Origin of the sequence: Reichenbachiella sp. MSK19-1, assembly GCF_003590315.1 — a bacterium.
GTDB lineage: Bacteria > Bacteroidota > Bacteroidia > Cytophagales > Cyclobacteriaceae > Reichenbachiella > Reichenbachiella agariperforans.
On record NZ_MIER01000002.1, the window covers coordinates 172,303 to 195,541 of the forward strand.

Annotated in this window: 14 protein-coding genes; 11 read left to right on the top strand and 3 right to left on the bottom strand. The window is 48.0% G+C overall.

Annotated elements, in window-relative coordinates; genetic code table 11:
• The first annotated feature begins 26 nt into the window (after nt 1–26).
• From BGP76_RS00835 to BGP76_RS00880, 11 genes are all read left to right on the top strand, one after another.
• Nucleotides 27–1,535 (top strand): RICIN domain-containing protein, encoded by a 1,509-nt coding sequence (locus BGP76_RS00835; RefSeq protein WP_119843273.1) that lies wholly within the window; start codon nt 27–29, stop codon nt 1,533–1,535.
• 4 nt (nt 1,536–1,539) lie between these two features.
• On the top strand, nt 1,540–1,731 hold the full coding sequence (locus tag BGP76_RS20115; protein ID WP_147407340.1) for a hypothetical protein: 192 nt from the start codon (nt 1,540–1,542) through the stop codon (nt 1,729–1,731).
• Between the two features lie 71 nt (nt 1,732–1,802).
• On the top strand, nt 1,803–5,510 hold the full coding sequence (locus BGP76_RS00840) for a PA14 domain-containing protein (protein WP_119843274.1): 3,708 nt from the start codon (nt 1,803–1,805) through the stop codon (nt 5,508–5,510).
• A gap of 324 nt (nt 5,511–5,834) precedes the next feature.
• Nucleotides 5,835–7,652, top strand: coding sequence for an arylsulfatase (locus BGP76_RS00845; protein WP_119844293.1), 1,818 nt, complete (start codon nt 5,835–5,837; stop codon nt 7,650–7,652).
• Between the two features lie 93 nt (nt 7,653–7,745).
• Entirely contained in the window at nt 7,746–10,790 is a 3,045-nt protein-coding gene (locus tag BGP76_RS00850; protein WP_221409829.1) for a PA14 domain-containing protein, read from the top strand.
• 113 nt (nt 10,791–10,903) lie between these two features.
• Complete coding sequence (locus BGP76_RS00855; RefSeq protein WP_221409830.1) at nt 10,904–12,256, top strand: hypothetical protein; 1,353 nt, start codon at nt 10,904–10,906, stop codon at nt 12,254–12,256.
• Between the two features lie 158 nt (nt 12,257–12,414).
• On the top strand, nt 12,415–13,146 hold the full coding sequence (locus tag BGP76_RS00860) for an alpha/beta hydrolase (RefSeq protein WP_255416020.1): 732 nt from the start codon (nt 12,415–12,417) through the stop codon (nt 13,144–13,146).
• Nucleotides 13,147–13,149: 3 nt separating this feature from the next.
• Nucleotides 13,150–15,078 carry a hypothetical protein gene (locus BGP76_RS00865; protein ID WP_119843277.1) on the top strand — a complete coding sequence of 643 codons (1,929 nt, stop codon included), beginning with the start codon at nt 13,150–13,152 and terminating at the stop codon, nt 15,076–15,078.
• A 10-nt stretch (nt 15,079–15,088) separates the two neighbouring features.
• Nucleotides 15,089–17,821 (top strand): hypothetical protein, encoded by a 2,733-nt coding sequence (locus BGP76_RS00870; RefSeq protein WP_185146832.1) that lies wholly within the window; start codon nt 15,089–15,091, stop codon nt 17,819–17,821.
• Nucleotides 17,822–17,846: 25 nt separating this feature from the next.
• Entirely contained in the window at nt 17,847–19,484 is a 1,638-nt protein-coding gene (locus BGP76_RS00875) for a sulfatase (RefSeq protein WP_073120225.1), read from the top strand.
• 14 nt (nt 19,485–19,498) lie between these two features.
• Nucleotides 19,499–21,091 carry a sialate O-acetylesterase gene (locus tag BGP76_RS00880; RefSeq protein ID WP_119843278.1) on the top strand — a complete coding sequence of 531 codons (1,593 nt, stop codon included), beginning with the start codon at nt 19,499–19,501 and terminating at the stop codon, nt 21,089–21,091.
• Nucleotides 21,092–21,197: 106 nt separating this feature from the next.
• On the opposite strand, the gene BGP76_RS00885 is transcribed toward BGP76_RS00880, so the two are convergent.
• From BGP76_RS00885 to BGP76_RS00895, 3 genes are read right to left on the bottom strand one after another with little or no spacing between them, the layout of a single operon-like run.
• Complete coding sequence (locus tag BGP76_RS00885) at nt 21,198–21,533, bottom strand: hypothetical protein (RefSeq protein ID WP_084190362.1); 336 nt, start codon at nt 21,531–21,533, stop codon at nt 21,198–21,200.
• Between the two features lie 7 nt (nt 21,534–21,540).
• On the bottom strand, nt 21,541–22,230 hold the full coding sequence (locus tag BGP76_RS00890; RefSeq protein ID WP_119843279.1) for a DUF6702 family protein: 690 nt from the start codon (nt 22,228–22,230) through the stop codon (nt 21,541–21,543).
• Between the two features lie 9 nt (nt 22,231–22,239).
• Nucleotides 22,240–23,214 carry a YHYH protein gene (locus BGP76_RS00895; protein ID WP_119843280.1) on the bottom strand — a complete coding sequence of 325 codons (975 nt, stop codon included), beginning with the start codon at nt 23,212–23,214 and terminating at the stop codon, nt 22,240–22,242.
• Nucleotides 23,215–23,239: the final 25 nt, after the last annotated feature.

The window sequence follows — 23,239 nt, forward strand, 5'->3', positions numbered from 1 at the left end:
TAATCTCTAACTTAAATCTATTCAAAATGAAAGAACTATTTCTTTTGACCGCATTGGCGCTATGCCTAATGTGGTCTCATCAGTCAAATGCCCAAACATATGTAGGGCATGATTTTAATGGAGACTTTGGTCCATTTGAGCGTACATACTCATCAATGTCTAACAGGGTAAACTTTGTAAGCAATCGTATTCAATGTGATTGGTGGGAGGGGTTATATGATGGTGGCAACACTTCCAAAAAATCAGAGTTCAGGATTGATAATAATGATTGGACATATACCCAGGAATTCTGGACAGGGTTTTGGATGAAAATTCACACCAATACATTTGCAAATAGCTCCAATACAGAAATGAGTGTGTTTCAGATTTGGGGTTTTAGACCGGATGGCGCTGCAAACCATTATGTTCATCTTGAATATAATAGTGACGGGCAGTTGATCCTGCAACACCGGTATAATATCACTGCCACCTATGACAAGGTTATCCAAAACAACTTTCCAAAAGGCAAATTTGTCAGAGTTGTGATGCGTATCAAGTTAAGGGAATACAACAAAGGTATTGCTCAGGTGTGGATAGATGATGAACTAAAGTTAGACCGATCTGACCTGATTTTAGGGTTCGGTGATCAGACGGCCGCCAGTGGCCAGGTTAATGGGTCGTATTCTGTGCCTGGTTCATGGGGTATATATGCTTATGATAATGCAAATTATGTGAACAATGAAACTAGAACCGTTACATACGATGAGGTGAGTGTTTACAGAGGTGCCAATGGATATGATATTGTGAATCCGCTCAACTGTTGTGAAGGCGGCAGCAATAGCAGCGGAGGAGATTTCCGTTTTGTTAAACGCAATGCCACAGGCTATGCGATAGATGGTGGAGGTAATAACTCTAACGGTGCTTCTATAGAATTGTATACAAATGTCAATCATAATAACCTTACCTGGACTGAAATTGATAGAGGCAATGGCTACTATTCTTACCAGAAAAAGGGAACCAATTTTTGTATAGATGGTGGAAGCGGAGGTGCCGATAGGCAAAACGTGTATTTATGGAGTTGCTCTGACAATAATCAAAACCAGCATTGGAAGAAAGTAAATGTTGGGGGTGGCCATTACCTTTTACAAAAAAGGAATGCCCCTAATTATGCGATTGATGCAGGAAATGGGGGTGCCAATAATCAAAATGTGTATCTCTATACGATGAACACAAATAATCAGAATCAACACTGGAGATTTGATGCTGTAAGCTCCAGCGCTAGAGAAATCTCAAATCTGGAACCAGAGATTTTAGAATCAGCAGAGCTCAAGCTCTACCCCAATCCTGCAAGTGATCATTTGACTGTTGAGTTATCAGAGCATGCCTATCGATCATTTGTGCTTTACAACATAGATGGTAAAGTATATAAAGACGGGGATATTGATCCCGATTTGCAAACCTTGGATATTGATCTCAATGCACTCCATTCGGGTGTGTATATACTCAAGTTGGAGGGTGATAGCACAGCTAAGACCCTAAAGGTCATGAAACAATAGATAAATGAAAATCATGGTAGGTGTACATGTAGTGTACATCTGCCATGATATTTATTCATTATCAAGCCAAACATACTTTTTGGATGATGATTTATACGTAGTGACCCATGAAGGATACGCTAGTAATCCAGTTTCCCTGATCTTGCTACAATACCAGAGGAATGTTATGATTCATGACTACCCGATAGGACTATAGTATTAGCATGAAATTGATCGTATGATCGGAGTTTGACTATTCTCTAGTAGAGGACAAAAAATGAGTATGATATGAAAGAAAAGTTACAAGTAATGAAAAAATCCGTATGGAGCAGATTGTGTTTGATCCTAGTTATTTTATTGATAGGTAGCCAATCCATGGCGCAGTTGGTACATCCAGGTATTTCTCACAAGAAGTCTGATTTGGATCGGATGAAAGCAATGGTCGAGGCGGGAGAGGAGCCATGGGCGAGCAGTTTCGAAAAGTTCAAAGAGCAAGGTTCGGCCAGCTACAATTACAATGTCAATGGTAATTTGACCATCACCACTTTGGACAATGCGGCTGATAGCAGGTTTTTGAATGATGGCTATGCCGCCTACCACAACGCCTTGATGTGGTACATCACAGGAGACGAAAGACACGCGCAAAAATGCGTTGAAATCTTCAATGCTTGGGTGAATCTGACCAGTACTGGTGGGATAGCCCTTTCTCAGGGACGTGGACCTTGGAAGATGTGTGAAGGTGCGGAAATCATCAAACATACCTATAATGGCTGGTCAGAAGAAGACCAAAAGAAATTTGGCGATATGTTGGTGTACCCAGGATGGTCTGGTACCGAAACCCCGACGGGTTCTACTACCTTCTATTGGGGAGTGTATCAAGGAGACCCTTCGAGACATGGCAACCAAGGACTCTTTGCCTATCGGTCACTCATGGCGATGGGTATTTTTCTAGACAATGAAATAATCTACGAAAGAGCCTTGCGATACCTCAAAGGATTGCCGCATAGAGCGGATGATTTGCCTTATCCATCAGGGCCACCAGTTACAGAGCCATTGACGACAGGCAATGAATACTACGAAGAGTTTCGACAGGTGAGTATAGGTAATGAAATTGAGGATTATGGCTATAATGAAGTAATAGAAAACTACATCTATGAAAATGGCCAATGCCAGGAAAGCTCAAGAGACCAGACACATACGGTAGTGGGAGTTTTGATCATGAATTGTATCTCTGAGATGGCATGGAATCAAGGAGATGATCTCTATGGTCACCTAGACAACCGACAATTGTTGGGCTTGGAGTTTACCATGCGATACAATTTGAGTTGGGAGCATGCTTATCCCGATCAACCAGAGCCCTGGGAGCCTACGGTAGAAAGCGGAGAATACATTCAAAGGACTGACAGATCAGGGAGATGGAGGTCATTGAAAATCAATCCTTATGTAGCGAATAACCTTGAACCAGAAAATTTTGAAAGAGGCACGAATACGCTAATGCCCATCTATGAGATGAACTTGGGGCATTACAAAGACCGAATGATGCTCCCTAGCGAAGATTATAAGTGGATGCAGCGAGGTTTTGAGGTGATGACAGAAGAGATCGGTGTAGAAGATGGAAAAAATGCTGTTGATTACCCAGGTTGGGGTGGGTTGAAGTTTCGTCGTGTCAGCCCTGGAGATCCAGTGAGTGGCTATGATGAGGACGGGTTGCCCATGTATCAGATGAATGTGGTACCGGGAAGTATTGAAGCGGAAAATTTCGATCACTTTGCGCTCAGTGGTGAGGGGAAAGTGTATCATGACGTGGATGACTCCAATACAAGTGGAGAATATCGTACAGACGAAGGAGTGGATATCGCTGTTTGCTCAGAGGGCGGTTACCAAGTGGAAAGTTTAGAAGATGGAGAATGGGTGACTTATACCGTACAGGTACCAGCTACTTCTCTGTACAACATCTCCATTCGCTACGCATCGGCGAGTGCTGGGGGAAAAATTAAATTTTCATTCAGCAATGAGGAGGTGACCGAGGAAATCACGGTCCCCAATGGCGTGGGCTATTCAACTGGCCTGGATGATTGGCAGGATTTGGCGATTGCCAATGATGTGATCTTGAGGCAAGGTGTACAGCCTATGAAAATCAGCATCAGTGGAACCTCAGATTCTTTTGTACTCAATAGTATAAGTATCGAAGATGGCAGTCCACATGAATGTGAAGGAGGGCTAGCAGCTGTGGACGCGTCGGATCGTTTTGTCGATGGCGTCAACTACAGTTATTATGAGGGTACTTGGGACAATCTACCAGATTTTGAGCGGTTGTCACCAGCGGCTACTGATATCGCTGATGAGATAGGGCTGATAGAAGGGGTAGATGGAGAGCAATATGCTTTGGTGTTCGAGGGGCACTTTTCTGTTCCTATCAATGGTACTTATACCTTCTATACTGAATCTGCCGATGGGTCTCGATTGCTTGTCGATGGAGTGGAAGTAGTGAACAATGATGGGGTACATGATGTGGTAGAGGCTTCTGGCGAGGTTTGTCTGGACGAGGGGTATCACCAGATAGTGGTAGAGTACTTTCACAATGCAGGAGACCAGGCGCTAGCTGTCATGTATGCTGGCCCTACTGTGAGCAAACAAGTGCTTAGCGAAACATATGCTACTGGTGCCTGCGGCAATGAACCCGTAGAGACGCCGGATAATCTGGAGGAGGGGATCAGCTATGTGTACTACGAAGGACAATGGAACTCGCTACCGGATTTCTCCACACTGACCCCAGTGGAAGCAGGCAACCTGGACCAGATCAGTCTTAGTCCGAGTAGGGTTGATAATTATTTCGCCATGACCTTTGATGGTTATATCAATATAGAGGAAGAGGCCGATTATACTTTTTATGTCAGTTCGGATGATGGCTCCAAACTGTACATCGACGACATGGAAATAATAGACCATGATGGCTTGCATGGTGCTGAAGACGAACGGTCAGGGACGATATGTCTCAATCCAGGTTATCATCATTTGTACATCGAATATTTTGAGGCGACAGGGGGCAACTCCATCTCGGTGATGTACGAAGGAGGTAGTGTAGTGAAACAGCTCATCTCTGAGGTGTATACAGGGGCCGCACACGAAAAAATAGCGCAGGTGATTGCTTTCCCTGAGTTTCCAAAAGTAGTGGTGGGAGATGATGATTTTGATCCAGGAGCTACGGTGGACTCAGGACGTCCACTGAGTTACACCAGTTCCAATCCTTCGGTAGCTACCATCGTAGCGGAGAAAGTTCATGTTGTCAGCAATGGGATTACGACAATTACTGCTTCGCAAGAGGGGAGTTGGGAATATGCTCCTGTAGAAACGTCTCAGGAACTCAATGTATATAGCGTAGCGGGGTGTGAACTGCCCTGGACGATGCCCACAGTGGTAGTCAAAAATCAAACCTATGAATTCACCTCGGAACCGATCGATATTTCTTGTGTGTCGAGTGTCTCTATTTACCTCAAATTGTTGGCAACTAGTGGTTTGACAGCTGATGATTTTGTCAAGGTCTCTTATCAAGTCGATGGTGGAGAAGTATTGGCTATGCTAGAATCGACAGGAGTGGACTCCAATGGAGAATTTTCATCAGATGAGATCACAGGAAACAACGTACGAGTGATCATCACAGCGTCGAGCAGCACCCCCAATGGGACCTACCAAATGACTGACATATCGGTGAAAGAATATACGATAGAAGAACCGGTTTTGTCATCAGACCCTGAGGCCAGTGGGGTGGGAGTCTATCCTAACCCCGCCAGTGAGACCATGACGATGAATATCAATAAAGGGGTGTACAGTACATACAGAATCTTTACTATCCATGGCCAAGTCATGAAGGAAGGCAAGATTGCTCCGAGTTCATCTCAGGAAATATTGGATGTCAGTACATTTCCTCAAGGGGTTTACATCTTGAAATTGTACGGAGGTCAAGCACCTCTCTCATTGAAGGTACTCAAACAGTAGACAAAGGATATTTATATTCACAACAACAACTGAATACAATATAGAGGCTGTTTCATTTTACTGAAACAGCCTCTTTCGTTTGAAAAGGGATCTAGTGTGTGTAGAATTTAGAAAGAGCGATGGCCGAGTTTGTAGGGATGGTTCCTTTTTTTGATTGTAGACTCATAATTTATCACTTCTGAACCATAGTTAATACCCCAAGCGTACGCAGATTCAGAGATTTGTTTTTAAGCCATTGCCTCTCGGTTTACGTGATATTCAAGACAGGGGTCTTTGCTCGTTTGGAGAGTGGAAGTGATGGAGAGATTAGAAGACAAATTACGAATGATTAGAAGAGTAGCATACCTCGGAGTATTGTGGAGTGCATTGGCTTTGACGTGCCATGCGTCAAATAGCCAATCAAAAGAAAAACCAAATGTCATCCTCATTCTTGTGGATGACCAAGGCTATGGAGATATTGCCGCTTTGGGCAATCCCGTCATCCAAACTCCCAACATAGATCAGCTGCACGCCACTAGTGTACGTTTTACCGATTATCATGTCAATCCGACCTGCGCACCGAGTCGTGCCGCACTCATGACGGGGCACAATGCCAACCGAGCGGGGGTCTGGCACACGGTCAATGGCCGCTCGATGATTTTGGAGAGAGAGACCACAGTTGCACAGATCATGCAGGACAATGGCTATGCTACGGGGCTTTTTGGCAAGTGGCACCTAGGGGACAATTACCCTTTTCGTCCAGAGGACAAAGGTTTTGAAGAAGTGCTCACCCACGGTGGTGGGGGAATGGAGCAGACCATGGACTACTGGGACAATGACTACTTCAATGACACCTACATCCACAACGGAAAATTGGAAAAGTACGAAGGCTATTGTACTGATATTTGGTTTGAGGAGGCTATGAAGTTTATGGCTGACAAGAAAGATGAGCCATTCTTTGTTTACCTACCTACCAATGCTGCACACTCGCCTTATTTCGTCGAGGACAAATACCTAGAGCCTTACAAGCAGTACGAAGAAGACGGTACGATCCCTATGGCGGCTTTTTATGGCATGATTGCCAATGTAGATGAAAATATCGGCAAGCTGGTCGACTTCCTCAAGGCCAACGAGATCATGGACAATACCATTTTGATTTTCATGACTGACAATGGTACGGCTCAGGGAGCGCGGGTAGAGGGACACCGCCTGGATGGCTTTGTCAACAAAGGCTTCAACGACGGTATGCGTGGCATCAAAGCCAGCAAGTACGAGGGCGGACACCGCGTGCCGCTGTTCATCCATTGGGCAGACGGTGGCATCACCACAGGCACAGACATCGATGCCCTCACTGCACACTATGATGTCTTGCCCACGATAGTGGATATGGCCGGACTCAAAGTGGAGAAAGGGCTGAAGTTTGACGGACAGAGCCTGTTGCCATTGATCAAGGGTAACAATAAGAAATTTGAAGACCGCATCGTGATCACCAACTCGCAGCGCATCGAGGTGCCAGAACCATGGCGCAGAACTTCGCTCATGCAAGGCAAATGGCGACTCATCGATGGCGTTGAGCTTTACAACCTAGAGACCGATCCCGAGCAGCGCAAGAACATCGCCGATCAGCATCCTGAGAAAATGGCGGAGTTCAAAGCTTACTATGACAAATGGTGGGCAGAGATATCTCCCAGCTACGAGGATCAGCCCTATATCTACGTAGGACATGAGGCTGAGAATCCGACTAAACTATACTGCCACGACTGGCACACAGAAAAGGTGAGCCCCTGGCACCAGCGCCATATCCGAAGTGGCTATGTAGACAATGGTTATTGGCAAATCAAAGTTGCGGAGGCAGGTACCTACAAAATAAGACTGCGCAGGTGGCCTGTGGAGACCGGTATGATGCTCAATGCACCCTATCCAGTGCGTCCAGCTCTACCAGGTACCAGCGTCGACGAAAGCAAAAAAGGCAAAGCACTTACTATCCAAAAGGCGAGAATATTGGTTCAGGACAAGGACAGGAGTACGGCAGTAGATGGCTGTAGCGAATTCGTGGAGTTTACCGTGGAGCTGGAAGAAGGAGATAGCCAAATCCAAACATGGTTTACACTGGAAGATGGAACCGAACTGGGAGCCTACTTTGTCGATGTGGAAAAGATTTAAGTGAGCGCATCCTCATGAGTAGTGCACGATCTACTACCGTGATGAGGAGAGTATGAAAGACGATTTAATTACTAAATAAAATAAGCTATGAGAATGAAATTTTACCAGAGTATCAATAGAATGAGCAATGGACTGGTGGGTTTGTTTTGCTTGGTTTTGGTACTACTGACCACTACAGTGACACAAGCTCAGGTAGTTGTCGAGTCTCTGGCAGAGTTCATACCATATACCAAAGAGAGCAATGTAGATGTGAAGCTAGCACCGGGTACATACACAATCACCGCTGCGGATGTGGTCAATGATTTGTACGAAGAGCAAACAATCATCGGTGCTACCAATAAGGTGCTGCTGCTTTTCGAAGGCAACAACAGTACCTATGACTTTACAGGTGTGACTATCAAAATCGAGACGGCTGTCCTCAGTGCTTATGGTAGTACTAGTGTCAACGAGCTACAGATTGTTGGCAATCATAATGTGCTCAAAAACCTGACGATGGTAGATGACGGATCTGTACACGACAATCCTGGTAGATCAGCCTGCAACATCGTAATGGACGGATTAGGCAATCTGATCGAGGGGTTTCATATGACCATCAAGGGTTCTTTTCCTTACGGCTATGGTGATGCTTTTGGCAAAGGTGCGGGTCCTGTGATTGGTCACCAAAAGCACAGTGCACTCTTGATCAGAGGCGAATCCAACCGAATCAAAGACTGTACTTTGATCCATCATTCTTACGGCCATGCGATTTTTATGCAAGCCGCCAGCAATCCGATCATCGAGGGCTGCTATGTAGAGGGAGAAGTACGTACCACTGATGATATGCTCCTCGAAGAGGGGACAGGATCCCCAGCCGACAATGTAGACTTCATGACGGTATGGGGCTACCGTTTGCCAGCGGGCTACATGCTCAGTCTGGCAGAAGCAGGTATCAGAGCCTACAATGCAGGTACGACTGTGATAGATGGCGATATTATTGAGAGAGGAACTTCCAATCCTGTCGTGAGAAACTGCACCGTCAAGAATATGAGGACAGGCGTGACCATCGCCCATGCTACAGGTACCAAATTCGTAGAAAATTGTACTGCTATTGGTTGTGAAAATGGCTTTTCACTCGCGTCGGGTGACGTGATCAATTGTAGAGCAGACGCCATCTACGGCCCTGTATATGCTTCTACCTACGAAAATGATAAAAGTTTCAATGCGGATATTACCGTGATGCCTCCTAGCGATGACTATTACAATGGGTCAGGCTCAGTCGCCTATATTGGCGGTAGCGAACATCAACTGATCTTGCGTGGCGATCTGGATGACTACCCTGATGGCATGTCGATCAAAGTCGGTGGAGACAAAAACAATATCCGCTTGCTCTATGGTAACCTGCCTCATCAAAATGATTTTGTAGCTAACAACATTGATATCCAAAACCTCACAGGTTTTCCTATCAATCTATCCGACAAGAGCTCCAATGTCACAGGTCAATCCTGTGGAGTGATCAACGATTTGGGTACAGACAATACCATCGCTCAAGTGCCTTGCGACGAGATTTGCGTCGAATTGGAGAGTTTTGATCTGCCTACTGAGACCAAAGACGGGGTGTGCTACAAGCTCTATTCGGGAGAGCATGACGAGATGCCTGATTTTGCGGCTATCTCAGCGACTCACGTAGGACAGATGGTCGACCTCAGTATCAGTGCCGCGGATAGTTTGAGCCAGTTTGCCTTGGTTTTAGAAGGTTTTTTGGAAGCGCCATCGGATGATAGCTATACTTTTTACATCAAGTCGGACGACCATGCCATTCTCAAGATCGATGGCCAAGTGGTGATCAACCATGAAGGATCGTCGCTTCAGGAGGTAAGTGCCAAAGTTTGTCTGCAAGCGGGTAGTCACCTGATGCAAATCCAATACTTGGAGAAAAACGCAGACAAGACCTTTGAAGTGTACTACGAGAGCAGTACCATCGACAAGACGGATGCATTGGCCCTCAAGGTATTAGACGAAAGTCAAAGCCCCAATTTGGCCTTCAAACGCTCAGCGAGTCAGTCTTCTACCGGCTATCAGGGAATCGCTAGTCGTGCCGTAGATGGTAGCACAGACGGTGTCTTTCTGAACAACTCGGTGACCCATAGCATCGCGAATACCTACTTCCCCTGGTGGCAAGTAGATTTAGGCAGTATCCGAACCGTTGGAGAAATCAAGATATATAACCGAACAGACAGCAACGCCGATAGGCTAGCCAATTTTGTCGTTCAGGTATTGACACGGTCAGGTGAACTGCGTTTTAGCCAGTACATAGAGTCATTGTCTGAGGCCTCATTGATAGTAGATGCTCAGGGGGCTGAGGGAGATATCGTACGTGTCCAAATCCAAGGTGTTGGGACACTGGCTTTGGCAGAAGTGGAAGTTTACGAAGGAGCCGCTTCTTCATTCGGTGCTATTCAGATGATCAAACGAAGCGCGACGCTCTATGCGATCGACGGAGGTGAGGATTCAGAAGAAGACCATGAGATAACCTTGCTGAGACACAGCAATCATATCAACTTGACTTGGAAGGAAATAGACAGAGGCAATGGGTACTACAGCTATCAGCAATATGATACTGATCTCTGCCTCTATGGCGGGGAAGAAAATGTAGTAGATCAGCATGTGACTTTGGTCAAATGCGCGATGGAGGATGTCAATCAGCAATGGATGAAAATAGGAGGGGGCAATGATCATTTTCGATTGCTCAAGCGAGGCAGTGAACTGGTGATCGATGGAGGAATGGGAAGGTTTGATGGAGCCAATGTGTTTCTTGGTGAACTGGACGAGACCAGCGAAGATCAGCAGTGGAAGTTTGAAGCTGCAGATGTGGGAAATTTAGAAACCAACGAAAAGGTGCTTTCTACACAAAATAATGAACTCACTCAGGTCATTGCCTACCCGAACCCTGTATCAGGAGAACTAACTCTAACAGTACCTGAGTCAAAATATAGTCAATTGGTGATTTACAACATGGACGGTCGAGTGATAGAGAAAAAAACAATTGATCAGAACGTGAATAAACTAGGTGTTGATGTTGGCAGCTTCAATCCTGGTTTGTATGTTCTGATTTTGAGTGGTCGCAAGACATTCAAGCAGATAAAGGTTATCAAAGAGTAAGTTTTCTCAAGTGCCGATGACTGCAGCTATTTCTTGCCCGGAAAAAGCTTGCAGTGTCGGCCTTTTTTAGATTAACATGAAGTGAATGAGAAGGGCTGAAAATAGAATTGATTATGAATAAAATTCGAAGCGCAATGATATTTACATTGGTTTTGATTTCTGGAGTACTACAAGCTGCAGAAATCAAGATTAATTCCCTTGCCCAGCTCTCCAATTATGCTGCCAAAAGCGGAAACGTAATCACCATGGAGCCCGGCGTATATCCTTTGACAGACTATCTATCGATGGACTCCATGAGGGTGCGTCACGATCGTCAGCAGTTTCAGTACATCACCTTCACAGGCAGCAACAATGTCTTTGATTTGACGGGTGTAGAGATCGTGGTAGATACGGAGCTACGCACAGCCCTACGACCGCCTATCCATAGCGATGAGTTTTTGGTCACAGGCAGTGACAACACGATCAAAGGCCTGACCATCCGATGCGTGGGAGATGGCACCTCACCCGGCGGCACAGTCTTGCAGGTCGCAGGTACGGGCAACGTACTGGAGGAGATCACGCTTCATGTCAAAGGCTCGTATCCCTACGGCTATGGCGATTTGTTTGGTAAGGGTGGTGACAATGTGATCCGACACAAAAAGCACAGTGGCCTGCTGATCACAGGTAGCGAGACCAAGGTCTATCGTTCCAAAATCTACAACCGCTCTTTTGGTCACTGCTTTTTCGTGCAAAAGAATGCCGAAAACGTCTATTTCGAAGACTGCTATGCCGAGGGCGAGTTGCGCTCTACCGACGACATCCTGGCAGAGACGTCAGGGCCAGCGGTGGAGGTGGACTTCAGAACCTGGACTCAAAATCGGGAAGGAGAGTATGTCGTCACCCCGGGATACATGAAGTCGCTCTGCGAAGATGGCTTTCGCACTTATGGTCAGATCAAAAACATCCATTTCAAAAATTGCACAGCCAAAAATACCCGAGCGGGTTTCGAACTGCGCACCAACGAAGGCATACGTCTGGAAAACTGTACCACCATCGGTACCGAGCGTGCCTACTGGATAGGCGATGGCGCAGTGGTCAAACACTGCCGGGGAGATGCCAACTACGGGCCATTGATGTTTGTCGAAGGCAGCGGAGTAGACGTGGAGTTGATCGTAGACCCTGCCGAGTCGGATCGTATGGTGCATTCGCTGGTCACGATCCAAGGAGACCACAACAAGGTGAGACTTATGGCTGAAAAAGGAAAAGAAAGAAAAAAGCAGCTGCCGATTTTGGTAGGCTATACCCACCCCGAGCATGGCGAATCCATGTCGCCCTATAGCGAGGGAGAGACCTCGGAGCTGACATTGATCAACCAAACGGGCATGCCGATCAAAATAGGCTCGATGGTGAGCAACAGCAAGATCGTGACCAATGGTGAGGTGCTGGAAAACAAAGGACAAAATATCAAAATAGTAAACAAGCGATGAGCTACGATAGCATGAAAAACACAATCCTAGTGGTATGGTTGTCAGTGGTGGCCATCGGAGGCGCCACGTCGCAAGCGCTGGATGTGGAGGCGCTGGCGGGTGATCGTCAGGAGCCGATCCGTCTCACTTACAAAATCATCGATGGCGACACGCTAGATATGATCTTGCGCTATCCTCCCGACTACAAGAAGTCAAAGAAGTACCCGACCTTCGTCTTCTTCTTTGGCGGTGGATGGAATGGCGGCACCATCAAGCAATTTGAACCTCAGGCAGCATATTTTGCGTCGAGAGGTATGGTGACTGTATTGGTGGATTATAGAGTGAAAAACAGACATCAAACCACACCCTACGAGGCGGTGGCAGATGCCAAGTCTTCGATTCGTTTCCTCCGCAGCAATGCCAAACAGCTCAATATCCATCCGAAAAAGATTGTCGCATCGGGGGGCTCAGCGGGAGGACATCTCGCAGCTGCTTGTGGTGTGTGTCCGGGACTGGATGAGGCAGGAGAGGACTTGAGTGTCAGTTCCAAAGCCAATGCCCTCGTCTTGTTCAATCCGGTCTTCGACAATGGGCCGGAAGGCTTCCAGCACGAGCGCATGGGCGAGCGGTGGCAGGAGATTTCGCCCGCACACAACATCACCGCCGACGAACCACCGACCATCGTATTTTTGGGACGTGAGGATCATTTGATCCCCGTCAGTATTGCCGAAAACTACCAAGCCAAAATGGAAGCCGCTGGCGCGCGCTGCGAGCTCTTCCTCTACGAAGGAGCAGGTCACGGTTTCTTCAACAACTACAAATACGACGGCAAGTTCTACACACTCACCGTCCGCGAGACCGACCTGTTTTTGATTTCTCTCAAATACCTGAAAGGTGAACCCACAATATAAATCATGAAAAAGCTCATCCTACTTGGCCTCATGGCTCTGGCACTGTATAGCTGCGCTCCTCAGGAGCAAACACCGCTAGATATAGCAGAATACCTCTCGCTGGCAGACTCAGCGGCCATACATCCCAATGCACAACAGCTCGATAGGCTGAAAGGACTCGTGCCAGAAGAGGCCTTTCAGCCCGCGCCGGACTATACCGATCGAGGATATTGGAAAGATTTTGCCAAGACGGACTTGGGACAATACTACCTCAATCAAGCCGCCGAGCTGATCGACAAGAAGCCAGAAGTGCCGATCTCTGACGAAATCTACCGCCGCGCCAATCGGGAGGGCAACCGTGGCATCTACAAGCCGCGCTACTACCGTACCATGGATCGATTGGAAAAGTACATCCTGGCCGAGTGCATGGAAAACCAAGGACGCTACCTCGACCCCATCGTCGAGCATACCCAGGCCATATTGGCGATGAAGTCTTGGCTACACCCCAACCACGACGACAAGGATAATACCGTACTGGAGGGAAAAAGAGTGTCGATCGACCTGGGAGCGAGAAAATTCGCTTTGGTGCTGACCCTGGCCGATGCGGTACTGACTGACAAGCTGCCCGCCACACTGCGCCAAGAGATAGGGACTCAGCTGCAATGGAGGATTACCGATTCCTACCTGCAGTCTACCAAAGAACTGGAGCCGGAAAGCAACAAATGGATTCGCAGCACCAGCAATTGGAACTCTGTCTGTACCAGCGGCACCCTCTTTAGTATCATGGTGACTTCTGATAGCCAGGAAGAAAGACTTCAGGCCATCGGTAGCGCGATCAACAGCATGCGCTACTATATGTCAGGATTTGGCGATGACGGCTACTGCTCGGAGGGGACCGGCTACTGGAGTTACGGCTTTGGTCATTACCTCTATCTGGCCGAGATACTCTATGACTATACGGATGGAAAGATTGATCTATTCACTTTCGATAATCCGGATAAACTCAATAAGGTGGCCAACTTCCCAGAGACCTATCAAATACATCCCGGTCTGTATGCGCCATTTTCGGATGGGGTGACTCGGGTCAAAAGTGAACATAATTTTGCCTACGTGATGGCGGCTAAGTACTACGGCTCGCAAAAGCCGAGCTACTTCCAGCCCGATGAGGCCGTGCAGTCTATTGTACTCGGTGCAGATTATCAAAACTACATTTCAGATCAAGCAGCGGAGGTTTCACTGCCTGATCATACCTACTTCGACGACTATGGGATCATCATCTCACGAGGACAGCAGGAGCAGCCTTTGTCCATCGCGATCAAGGCGGGACACAATGCCGAAAACCACAATCACAGCGACGTAGGGAGCTATGTGATCGCACTGGGTGATCAGCTACCTGCGGGAGACATAGGAGCACCGTCTTACACTGCGGGGGCTTTTGCACCGACCAATCCGGCTCGCAGCTCTTGGGGGCATCCTGTGCCGAGGATCGACGGGCAGCTACAGTCCAACGGGATCGAATATGCAGGCCAAATCACCATGACTGAGTTTGGAGATCAGGTAGACCGAGCAGAGATGAACTTGCTACCAGCCTACGAGGTGGAGGGGCTGCAGCAGCTCACACGTCGCATGAGCAATGACAAGTCTGGTCAGGGTGAGATTGAGATTGCAGATAGTTTTGTGGCCTCTCGACCACTGACCTTTGGTACGGCCATCATGACGCTGGGCGAGTACCAGATCATTGATGACAGCACCGTGATACTGACCGAAAATGGTGCGAGACTGAAAGCCGTAGTTACTGCAGTTGGGGGTGAGTTTAACCTCAGTGGAGAGCAAGTGCCAGTCGAGCACTTGCGCGAAGGAGCACCAGCCTACCGGATCGGAGTAGATATGGTAGAGCCGCTGACAAGGGGAGAGTTTATAGTGAGATATAGCCCTTTGAGCAACATAGATTAACGAACGAGTCATGAAGATAAGACCACAAATACTACTTGCGCTACTATTGTCTCTATCCTTTTGGGGCAAAGCCCAAATCCCCTTGCCGCAAAACTTGGAGCAAGGCTACCCGCGTATTTACCTCACGCAGGAGGAGAAGAAAGACCTAGAGAAAACGATCCGAAAGGAAGCTTGGGCGCAGGAGGTACTGGCAGGTATTCACGATCGGATAGATGAGCACGTGGAGCGTCATGTCAGCGATCCGGAGTGGATGGTGTCCCGACTGATGATGTACTGGCAGAGCAAGGCGAACAATGTGTATGTAGAGGGGATTTACTATTCTCATGCCGATGGGGAAGCGCCTGTGCCGACCGTACGATATACGGGCTCACGTGACTATACGACCGACTATGCCATGCCAGCCCTTGAGGATATCCTGCCTTATATGGATGATGAGCGGGGGCTTTATTTGGTCAACAAAACCAAAGAAGATCGCCCCATGGAGTGGGTGCATGAGTCTGAGACGGGAGGCATTATTCATCGCCACAATCAGCGCATACTGGGCTATGCACGCGATGCAGCCTTCTTGTATTGGCTGGAGGGAGATGAGCGCTACGCCCGATTTGCGTACGATCTATTCGATACCTATATGATGGGGATGTACTATCGCAGCGAGCCTATCGATCTGCTGCACGGACACATCCAGACACTGGTCGGGCTTACTTGTTTTCAGGTGATCCATGAGAGTACCCTGATCGAGCTGGCAGAGCTATATGATTTTCTGCACACCTATATCGAGCAAAAGCACCAAGGACAAATCGAATACTACGAAGCGACCATCAAGAAATGGAACGACCTGATTATCAAAAACGGCGTGCCGCAAAACAATTGGAATCTGCACCAGGCCAAGATCATCCTCAAAGCAGCCATGGTGCTACAAGGCAATGCCGATTACGCCGATGGCAAAGGACGCGAATACTACATCGACTACATCCTCAACGAGACCTCAGCGCGTCAGTGGTCGCTCACCAAGTTTATGGAGTATGGCTATGATTTTGACAATGGTGTGTGGGCGGAGTGCCCCGGCTACTCGCAGGGGGTGACCAAAGACCTGACCCACTTTATGGTGGATTTTCAAAACACCTTCGATCACAACCTGCTGCCCCACATGCCGGTGATGGATGCCGCAGTGACCATGCTGCCTCAGTATCTCTTCCCCAATGGGCAAACGGTGGCCTTCGGGGATACCTACTACGGGCCGGTCACCACAGCGCCGATGAGCGATATGGTCCGCATCGCCCAGCAGACGGGTGACAAACAGCGCGAAGAAGACTATACAGCCATGTATCGCTTGTTCGCTGAGGAGGGAAAAAGCGAGGACAAGCGCAAAGTTCGCCCTCAGATTTCCTCTTTTTTTGCAGCCAAGCCATTAGCGCTCAATCCCAAGTATGCCGCAGGCGAAAGGGCTGACTACATCACGCAGACTTTCTACGCGCCCAATGTCAGCTGGCACGTGCAGCGCATGGGTGAGGGACGTGACGGCATGATGGTCTCCCTCAACGGTTCGCTGGGCAATCACATGCACGCCAATGGTATCAATATGGAGCTCTACGGCAAGGGTTTTGTACAGGGAGCAGACCCAGGCAAGGGAGCTGGCTATCTACAGCCGATATACTTAGAGTACTATTCGCAGTTTCCCGCGCACAACACGGTGATGGTCGATGGAGCCTCGTCTTATACCGAGATGCTGAGCTACCACGCTTTTGATCTGATGGGGGAGTATCCTAAGTCCGAGCAGCGGTCGGGCTATTACCCGGCTATTACCTATTCGGATGTGTTTTTTCTCGAACCAGAGACACGCAGCGATCAGAGCCGCTTGGTCAGTATCGTCAAGACCGGTGAGGCCACAGGCTATTACATCGACATATTCCGCTCACGCAAGCAGCGCAAGGGCGACAAGTTTCACGACTACTATTACCACAATCTGGGTCAACAAATGGAGCTGACCGATGAGTCAGACCAGTTGCTCGACTTGAGTCCGAGCGACGAGATGGGTTTTGCCGGAGGGCATCTGTATGCGCTCGACTATATGTGGGACAAGCAGTCTGTGGAGACCGACGAAGACTATCAAGTGGAGTGGACGATCCATCAGCCGGAGGGAGAAGACGATGTGAAGATGAAGCTCTGGATGAAGGGAACCGAAGGCCGTGAAGTCTTTGCCATCAAGAGTCCCCCAAACAAGGCCTTCAAGGGGGGCGGAGGCTTGCCTTATGAGGTAGGCAAGCAGCCCTACCTCACCTTTGCGGCGCGCCAGCATGGCGAGGCTTGGGAGCATCCCTTTGTGGCGGTGTATGAGCCTTACACGTCGGGCGAGGGCTCGCAGATCAGGAGCATCGATGGCTTTGAAGACGAGAGCGGAAGTGCCGAGTTTGTAGGGGTGGCGGTGACGCATCAATCGGGCCGTGAGGACTTTGTGTTTTCGTGCCGAGAGGGGCAGGAGGCTACTTATCAGGGCATGGCGACTGATGCTAGCTATGCATTGATCGGAACGGAAGAAAATGGAGATGTGATCTACTTCATGGGCAATGGCACCACGCTCAAAGGAAAGGGTTTTGAAATCAACACAGAGCAAAAGGGGAATGTGGTTTTGACTCAAAAAGGCGGTAAATTGATCCTGCACAACGAAGTACCAGTCAACATAAATCAAGGTCAAGGGGAACAGTACTTTGAGCCCGGAGAGTACCGCGAAATAGCATTAAACTAAAGAGAACAATAGAATATATTCATTTATGAAAAATCAATTGATACTATTATTGGGCGTTTTGGCACTAGGGTCGTGTAGCACGCCCAAGGAAGAAGCGAGTAAACCTAAGCGCCCCAATATCCTTTTTATCATGTCGGATGATCACGCCTATCAGGCCATCAGTGCCTACGGCAGTGAGCTGCTCCAGACCCCCAATATCGATCGATTGGCAGATGAGGGGATGCTTTTTACCAACGCTTGTGTGTCCAACTCGATCTGCGCTCCGTCGAGAGCGACGATCCTCACGGGCAAGCACACGCACATCAATGGCAAGATCGACAACCTGATGCCTTTCGATACCACGCAGGTGACTTTCCCTCAGATATTTCAGGCCAATGGCTACCAGACGGCCATGTTTGGCAAGTTGCACTTCGGCAACAACCCCAAGGGCGTGGATGATTTTATGATCTTGCCGGGCCAGGGCTATTACCTCAATCCCGACTTCAATACGCCCGAGGGAGACACCACCATCATGGGCTATGTGACCGATGTGATCACCGACTTGACCCTCGATTGGCTCAAAGAAGATCGCGACGAAGACAAGCCCTTTATGATGATGTATATGCACAAGGCACCGCACCGTCCCTGGTGGCCGAGAGCTGATAAGTTTGCTGAGTTTACACAAAAGCAATTCCCAGAGCCAGAGACCTTGTTCGACGATTATTCAAATCGTGGCACAGCGGCTAAGACTGCAGAGATGAACTTGCTCACACACATGATGTACAGCCACGATAGCAAGATCCGTCCTGAGCTACTAGAGGAGATGGGCGACAAGGCCTCTCCGAAAGTAGAGGAATTCGAAAACGGTTTTTATGGTCCGTATGGAAGAGCTACAGCCGAACAAAAAGCGCAATACGATCCGATTCTGGATAAGATCAATGCCGACTTTGAGCAAAACTGGCCCAACATGACCGAGGAGGAGAAAATGAGATGGAAGTACCAGCGATACATGCAGGACTACCTGGGCTGCATATCCTCTGTGGACGACAATGTAGGTCGTGTCCTGGACTACCTCGACGAAAGCGGCCTGGCAGAAAACACCATCGTAGTGTACACCTCAGATCAAGGCTTCTATCTCGGAGATCACGGCTGGTTCGACAAGCGTTTCATCTACAACGAATCCTTCAAAACCCCACTGATGGTGAGATGGCCGGAAAAGATAAAAGCCGGTGTAGTAGAAAACGAAATGGTGCAAAACCTGGACTTTGCGCAGACCTTGCTAGAGGCCGCAGGGATCAACTCACCGAGCGATATGCAGGGCGAGAGCCTGATGCCTTTGCTCGCGGGTAACAAGGAGCAGTGGGACAGAGATGCCGTCTACTACCACTACTACGAGTACCCGAGCGTGCACATGGTCAAACGGCACTACGGTATCGTGACCAAGGAGTACAAGCTGGCACACTTCTACTATGATATCGACGAGTGGGAGCTCTACGATCGCCTCAACGATCCCAACGAAATGAACAACGTCTATGACGACCCAGCCTACGCTGAGGTAGTCGCAGAGCTCAAAGACAAACTCACCGAACTGCGTGCGAAGTACAAAGACTCACCAGAGCTGGACAGTATCTTTATCGAAAAGTACAAAAATATGCAGATCGAGAAGGGTAACGATTTTTGGTAGGATAGCATGTACGTATGAAAAAACTAAAGATTGTAGTCCTGTTCTTGCTTGCGCCTGTGCTGGCGCAAGCAGACATCTTGCTCCATTCACTATTTGTAGACGGCATGGTGCTGCAGCGCAACAGCGAAGTACCGATATGGGGTTGGGCTGATCCCGGTGAGGCAGTGGCCATCAGTGCCAGTTGGGGCGCAAATGCTCATGCAGTAGCAAGAGCTGACAGCACTTGGCGCGCTACTTTGCAGACTCCAGACGCAGGAGGGCCTTTTCAACTGACTGTCTCAGGTGAAAATACACTGACCATTAGCGACGTGCTGTCTGGTGAAGTGTGGTTGTGTACGGGCCAATCCAACATGGATTTTGCCATGTCTCAATTCACTAAAGATGCTCGGGAAAGCCAGTACCAACCATTGGTCGAATACATGCGAGAAGAGATCGCTAGGGCTAATGATCCTTGGATCAGGCACATCGAGGTGCCGCGAAACACGGCGCTAGATGGCAAGGCGAAGAATTTTGAAGGAGATTGGGTCAGCGTCAACCCTGAGCAGACCGGGCAGATCACGGCTACAGGTTACTTTTTTGCGAAGAAACTGCGGGAGCATCTAAATGTACCCATCGGTTTGGTAGAATGTTCCTGGGGAGGTACGCGTATCCAGCCTTGGATTCCTGAGTCGGCCTATCAGGCCAATCCAGAGATGAAAGCCTATTTTGAAGAGAGTAGGGGGCATACCAGGCGCATTACGGATAGCGTGAGTGTGGAAGATTTCGAAGATGCGGATTTTGAAGCGCGCTTTGCAGCTTGGGAGGCCAGTGACCGAAAGAAACCGCGTCCATGGCCGAAGGTGCACCCGGCTGAGGACAAGCAACTGCCCGCCACGCTGTACAACGGCATGCTGTCGGCAGTGATACCTTACCACATAGCCGGTGCGATTTGGTATCAGGGCGAGAGCAATTCGCACTTCAAAGAAGACGAGCACGAGCAGTATTTCAAGACATTGATCAATAGCTGGCGATCGGCTTGGGGACAGGGAGATTTTCCATTCTATTACATGCAGTTGGCCAATTATATCACCAAAGACCAGCGATCAGATGTGGGCTGGGCGATGGTCAATGATGCCATGCGAAAGGGGCTTGAGTTGCCCAATACAGGCATGGCCGTGCTCATTGATATAGGAGAGGGCAAAGACATACATCCGCACAACAAAATGGATGCAGGATCGCGTCTCGCACTGTGGGCCTTGGCCAATGACCATCAAGTGAAGGTAGATGCGGTGAATGGGCCGCTATTTGAAAAAGCTAAGTTCAAGAAGGGAAAAGCCATCGTATCCTTCGATCATGTGGGCGCAGGTCTAATGATAGCCAATAAACATCTGATGAATCCCGTGGAGGAGGTGAATGAAGCCCTGAAGCACTTCGAGCTTGCCGGAGCGGACGGACAGTGGCATGAGGCGACCGCCGTGATCAAAGGTAAGGATAAAGTAGAAGTACATAGTCCACAAGTTCCTAAGCCCGTGCAGGTGCGCTATGCCTGGGCTTCCAATCCCGTTGGGGTGAATCTCTATAATAGAGAGGGTTTGCCTGCGGCGGTGTTCTTGTCCAATGGAAAATAAAGAAGGTCGGGACGTATGCCCCGACCTAAACCATCTCCAACCAAATCATTATATTACTGCATCAATTTTGGGTAATGTCAGTTGAATGATGAGTCTTTCGGAGTACTTATCTAGGTCCTCCTCCTCTTTGTGGACGAGGAGCATTTTTGATTTCACTTTCCGAAAGGAAACCATCTTCATTGGTGTCTATCTTTGAAAAATCATTGGCCAAAGGGCCAGAAACTTCATCCTTGGCTAGCATGCCATCTTCATTCGCATCCATTTCGGAGAGTAGTTGATCATAGCTAGGAGGCCCTTGTTGACGACCTCCCTGTTGTCCACCACCACCTTGCTGTGACATTCGGGGTTGTTCGTTGTTGGAGCTTTGATTTTTTTGAGAGGCGCATGAAGTGAAGCTTATGATCAGTGCACCAAGCGCCATTGTTTTGATTGTAATTTTCATGTTATTTTTATTTTTCTTTTAGACGTGAGTCTTTTCTTGATCCCTCGATATTGAATCGAAAAAGTAAGTTTATGAGGTGAGTCACTGTCAATCCCTTCCTTTTGTAGGCCCCTCTCCATAGAAAATACACAGCAAATCCTACCAATAGAGCCAAACTGGGTAGCATTAGCCATGATTGTGTAGCCTTTTGTGTGTTTTCGACTATTGCGTTGTCTTGAAGAGCCAGATCAAGGCGATAGTTATTTTCTTTATGGAGTACAAAAGCTTTCTTTTCCAAACCCTCTTTAGAAATACTAAATAGGCTGCAGCTCTGATGGATGTTTTTGAATGCTTGGTTTTGAATTGAAATTTCTTGTACCGAAACGGGAATGCTATGCAGTTCGAAGGTCACAGAAGTTGCATGAGCGAGTTGTACAAAACCATGACCGACCTCTACTTGCTTGCCATCGACTCGAAGATCTATTGACTTACGTAGATGCTTCACTAGCAACTGATTAAATTCTTCCGCAGTGGTATATGCATTTTCTCCAAATTGCTGCTTTACTACATATTGAAAAGCTGCCGCTGCTGCATTTAGTTGCATTGTCCACTGTTCATTGTGCTGTACTAGTGTGATTGATGAGATATCAGCTTGATGTGCTTTTGCTGAGTTCAGCAAAAGCACTATGCCCAACAAGAACAAAGTTATTTTCTTCATGTCCTTCTTTTAATAGATGTATGCACCATACAGACAGTTGATGAAATTATTGGAACCGGGAGCATCTACATGGTAATGGTAGCCTCTAGTGTCATCATAGTGTCCTCGGCAGGCATCCAGATCATCGGGTTCTGTGTTGTCTTCGTTGAGTTGTGCGAATATGCCGTGACCGTCAATGGCATATCCGATCATAGGAGCATGTCCGTCTTCTTGAGAGATTTGTGCAGATTTACCTGTGGCGGCATGGTAGTGATAGCCTTGGTGTACGTTGATGTGCCCTCCTGCATCATCAAAAGGCGCCAAGGTATAGGCACTCAATATGTTGTCTACTGGGGCGGAAGCGGAAAATTCTACGCCATTGAAAGCGATACCTCTTACCAAGGGGCCAGATGAGTTGGGTCCCATGCCCGCAAAGTATTCGTAGGAAGTAAGTTTGACCGGTGTAGTCGGGATCAACCAAGTGCGGGTCAATTCAGTGATGTAGTCGGGGATACATTCTACGCAATAGTTTTTGTAATCTTCTCCCACATCGGGATTGGCTGCATTGATACAGTCTGTTTCGGTATTGGTCACGTAGATGTCTCCATTTTCGTCATACATCAACCAGGTGTCGTCGCTGTAGAAGTTGGCCATATTGGCAATGAATGCCCCGTCTACGTCGTATACTTCTCCATTTTCTATCCAGATACCTCCAGCCTCCGCATCATCGGATATGTTGTCAGGGCACCAAGGGCCCATTTCATGATCTGTAGGAGTGCTAGCTATGATTTGATAACAAGTAGTAGTGGTACCATCCGAAAGCGTACAGTCTACTACAGTAACTGTCGTGCCTTGGAGGAATAGCTCAGAATCTACATCTACTATAGTGCCTACATCCGTGTCTTGTGTGGGGTTGTTCGTATTAGTTTCATCCTTGCAGCTATTTGACGAAATCAGTACTGTTAGCATCAAGAGAGGTGTTAAAATGAGTCGGTTCTTTTGCATATCTATTATGTTTTAGTCTATTAGA

Coding starts and splice junctions, on each gene's coding strand:
- BGP76_RS00845 (WP_119844293.1), top strand. CDS start 5,835: ATGATTAGAAGAGTAGCATACCTCGGAGTATTGTGGAGTGCATTGGCT.
- BGP76_RS00885 (WP_084190362.1), bottom strand. CDS start 21,533: ATGAAAATTACAATCAAAACAATGGCGCTTGGTGCACTGATCATAAGC.
- BGP76_RS20115 (WP_147407340.1), top strand. CDS start 1,540: ATGAAAATCATGGTAGGTGTACATGTAGTGTACATCTGCCATGATATT.
- BGP76_RS00875 (WP_073120225.1), top strand. CDS start 17,847: ATGAAAAATCAATTGATACTATTATTGGGCGTTTTGGCACTAGGGTCG.
- BGP76_RS00890 (WP_119843279.1), bottom strand. CDS start 22,230: ATGAAGAAAATAACTTTGTTCTTGTTGGGCATAGTGCTTTTGCTGAAC.
- BGP76_RS00895 (WP_119843280.1), bottom strand. CDS start 23,214: ATGCAAAAGAACCGACTCATTTTAACACCTCTCTTGATGCTAACAGTA.
- BGP76_RS00855 (WP_221409830.1), top strand. CDS start 10,904: ATGAATAAAATTCGAAGCGCAATGATATTTACATTGGTTTTGATTTCT.
- BGP76_RS00835 (WP_119843273.1), top strand. CDS start 27: ATGAAAGAACTATTTCTTTTGACCGCATTGGCGCTATGCCTAATGTGG.
- BGP76_RS00880 (WP_119843278.1), top strand. CDS start 19,499: ATGAAAAAACTAAAGATTGTAGTCCTGTTCTTGCTTGCGCCTGTGCTG.
- BGP76_RS00865 (WP_119843277.1), top strand. CDS start 13,150: ATGAAAAAGCTCATCCTACTTGGCCTCATGGCTCTGGCACTGTATAGC.
- BGP76_RS00870 (WP_185146832.1), top strand. CDS start 15,089: ATGAAGATAAGACCACAAATACTACTTGCGCTACTATTGTCTCTATCC.
- BGP76_RS00850 (WP_221409829.1), top strand. CDS start 7,746: ATGAAATTTTACCAGAGTATCAATAGAATGAGCAATGGACTGGTGGGT.
- BGP76_RS00840 (WP_119843274.1), top strand. CDS start 1,803: ATGAAAGAAAAGTTACAAGTAATGAAAAAATCCGTATGGAGCAGATTG.
- BGP76_RS00860 (WP_255416020.1), top strand. CDS start 12,415: ATGATCTTGCGCTATCCTCCCGACTACAAGAAGTCAAAGAAGTACCCG.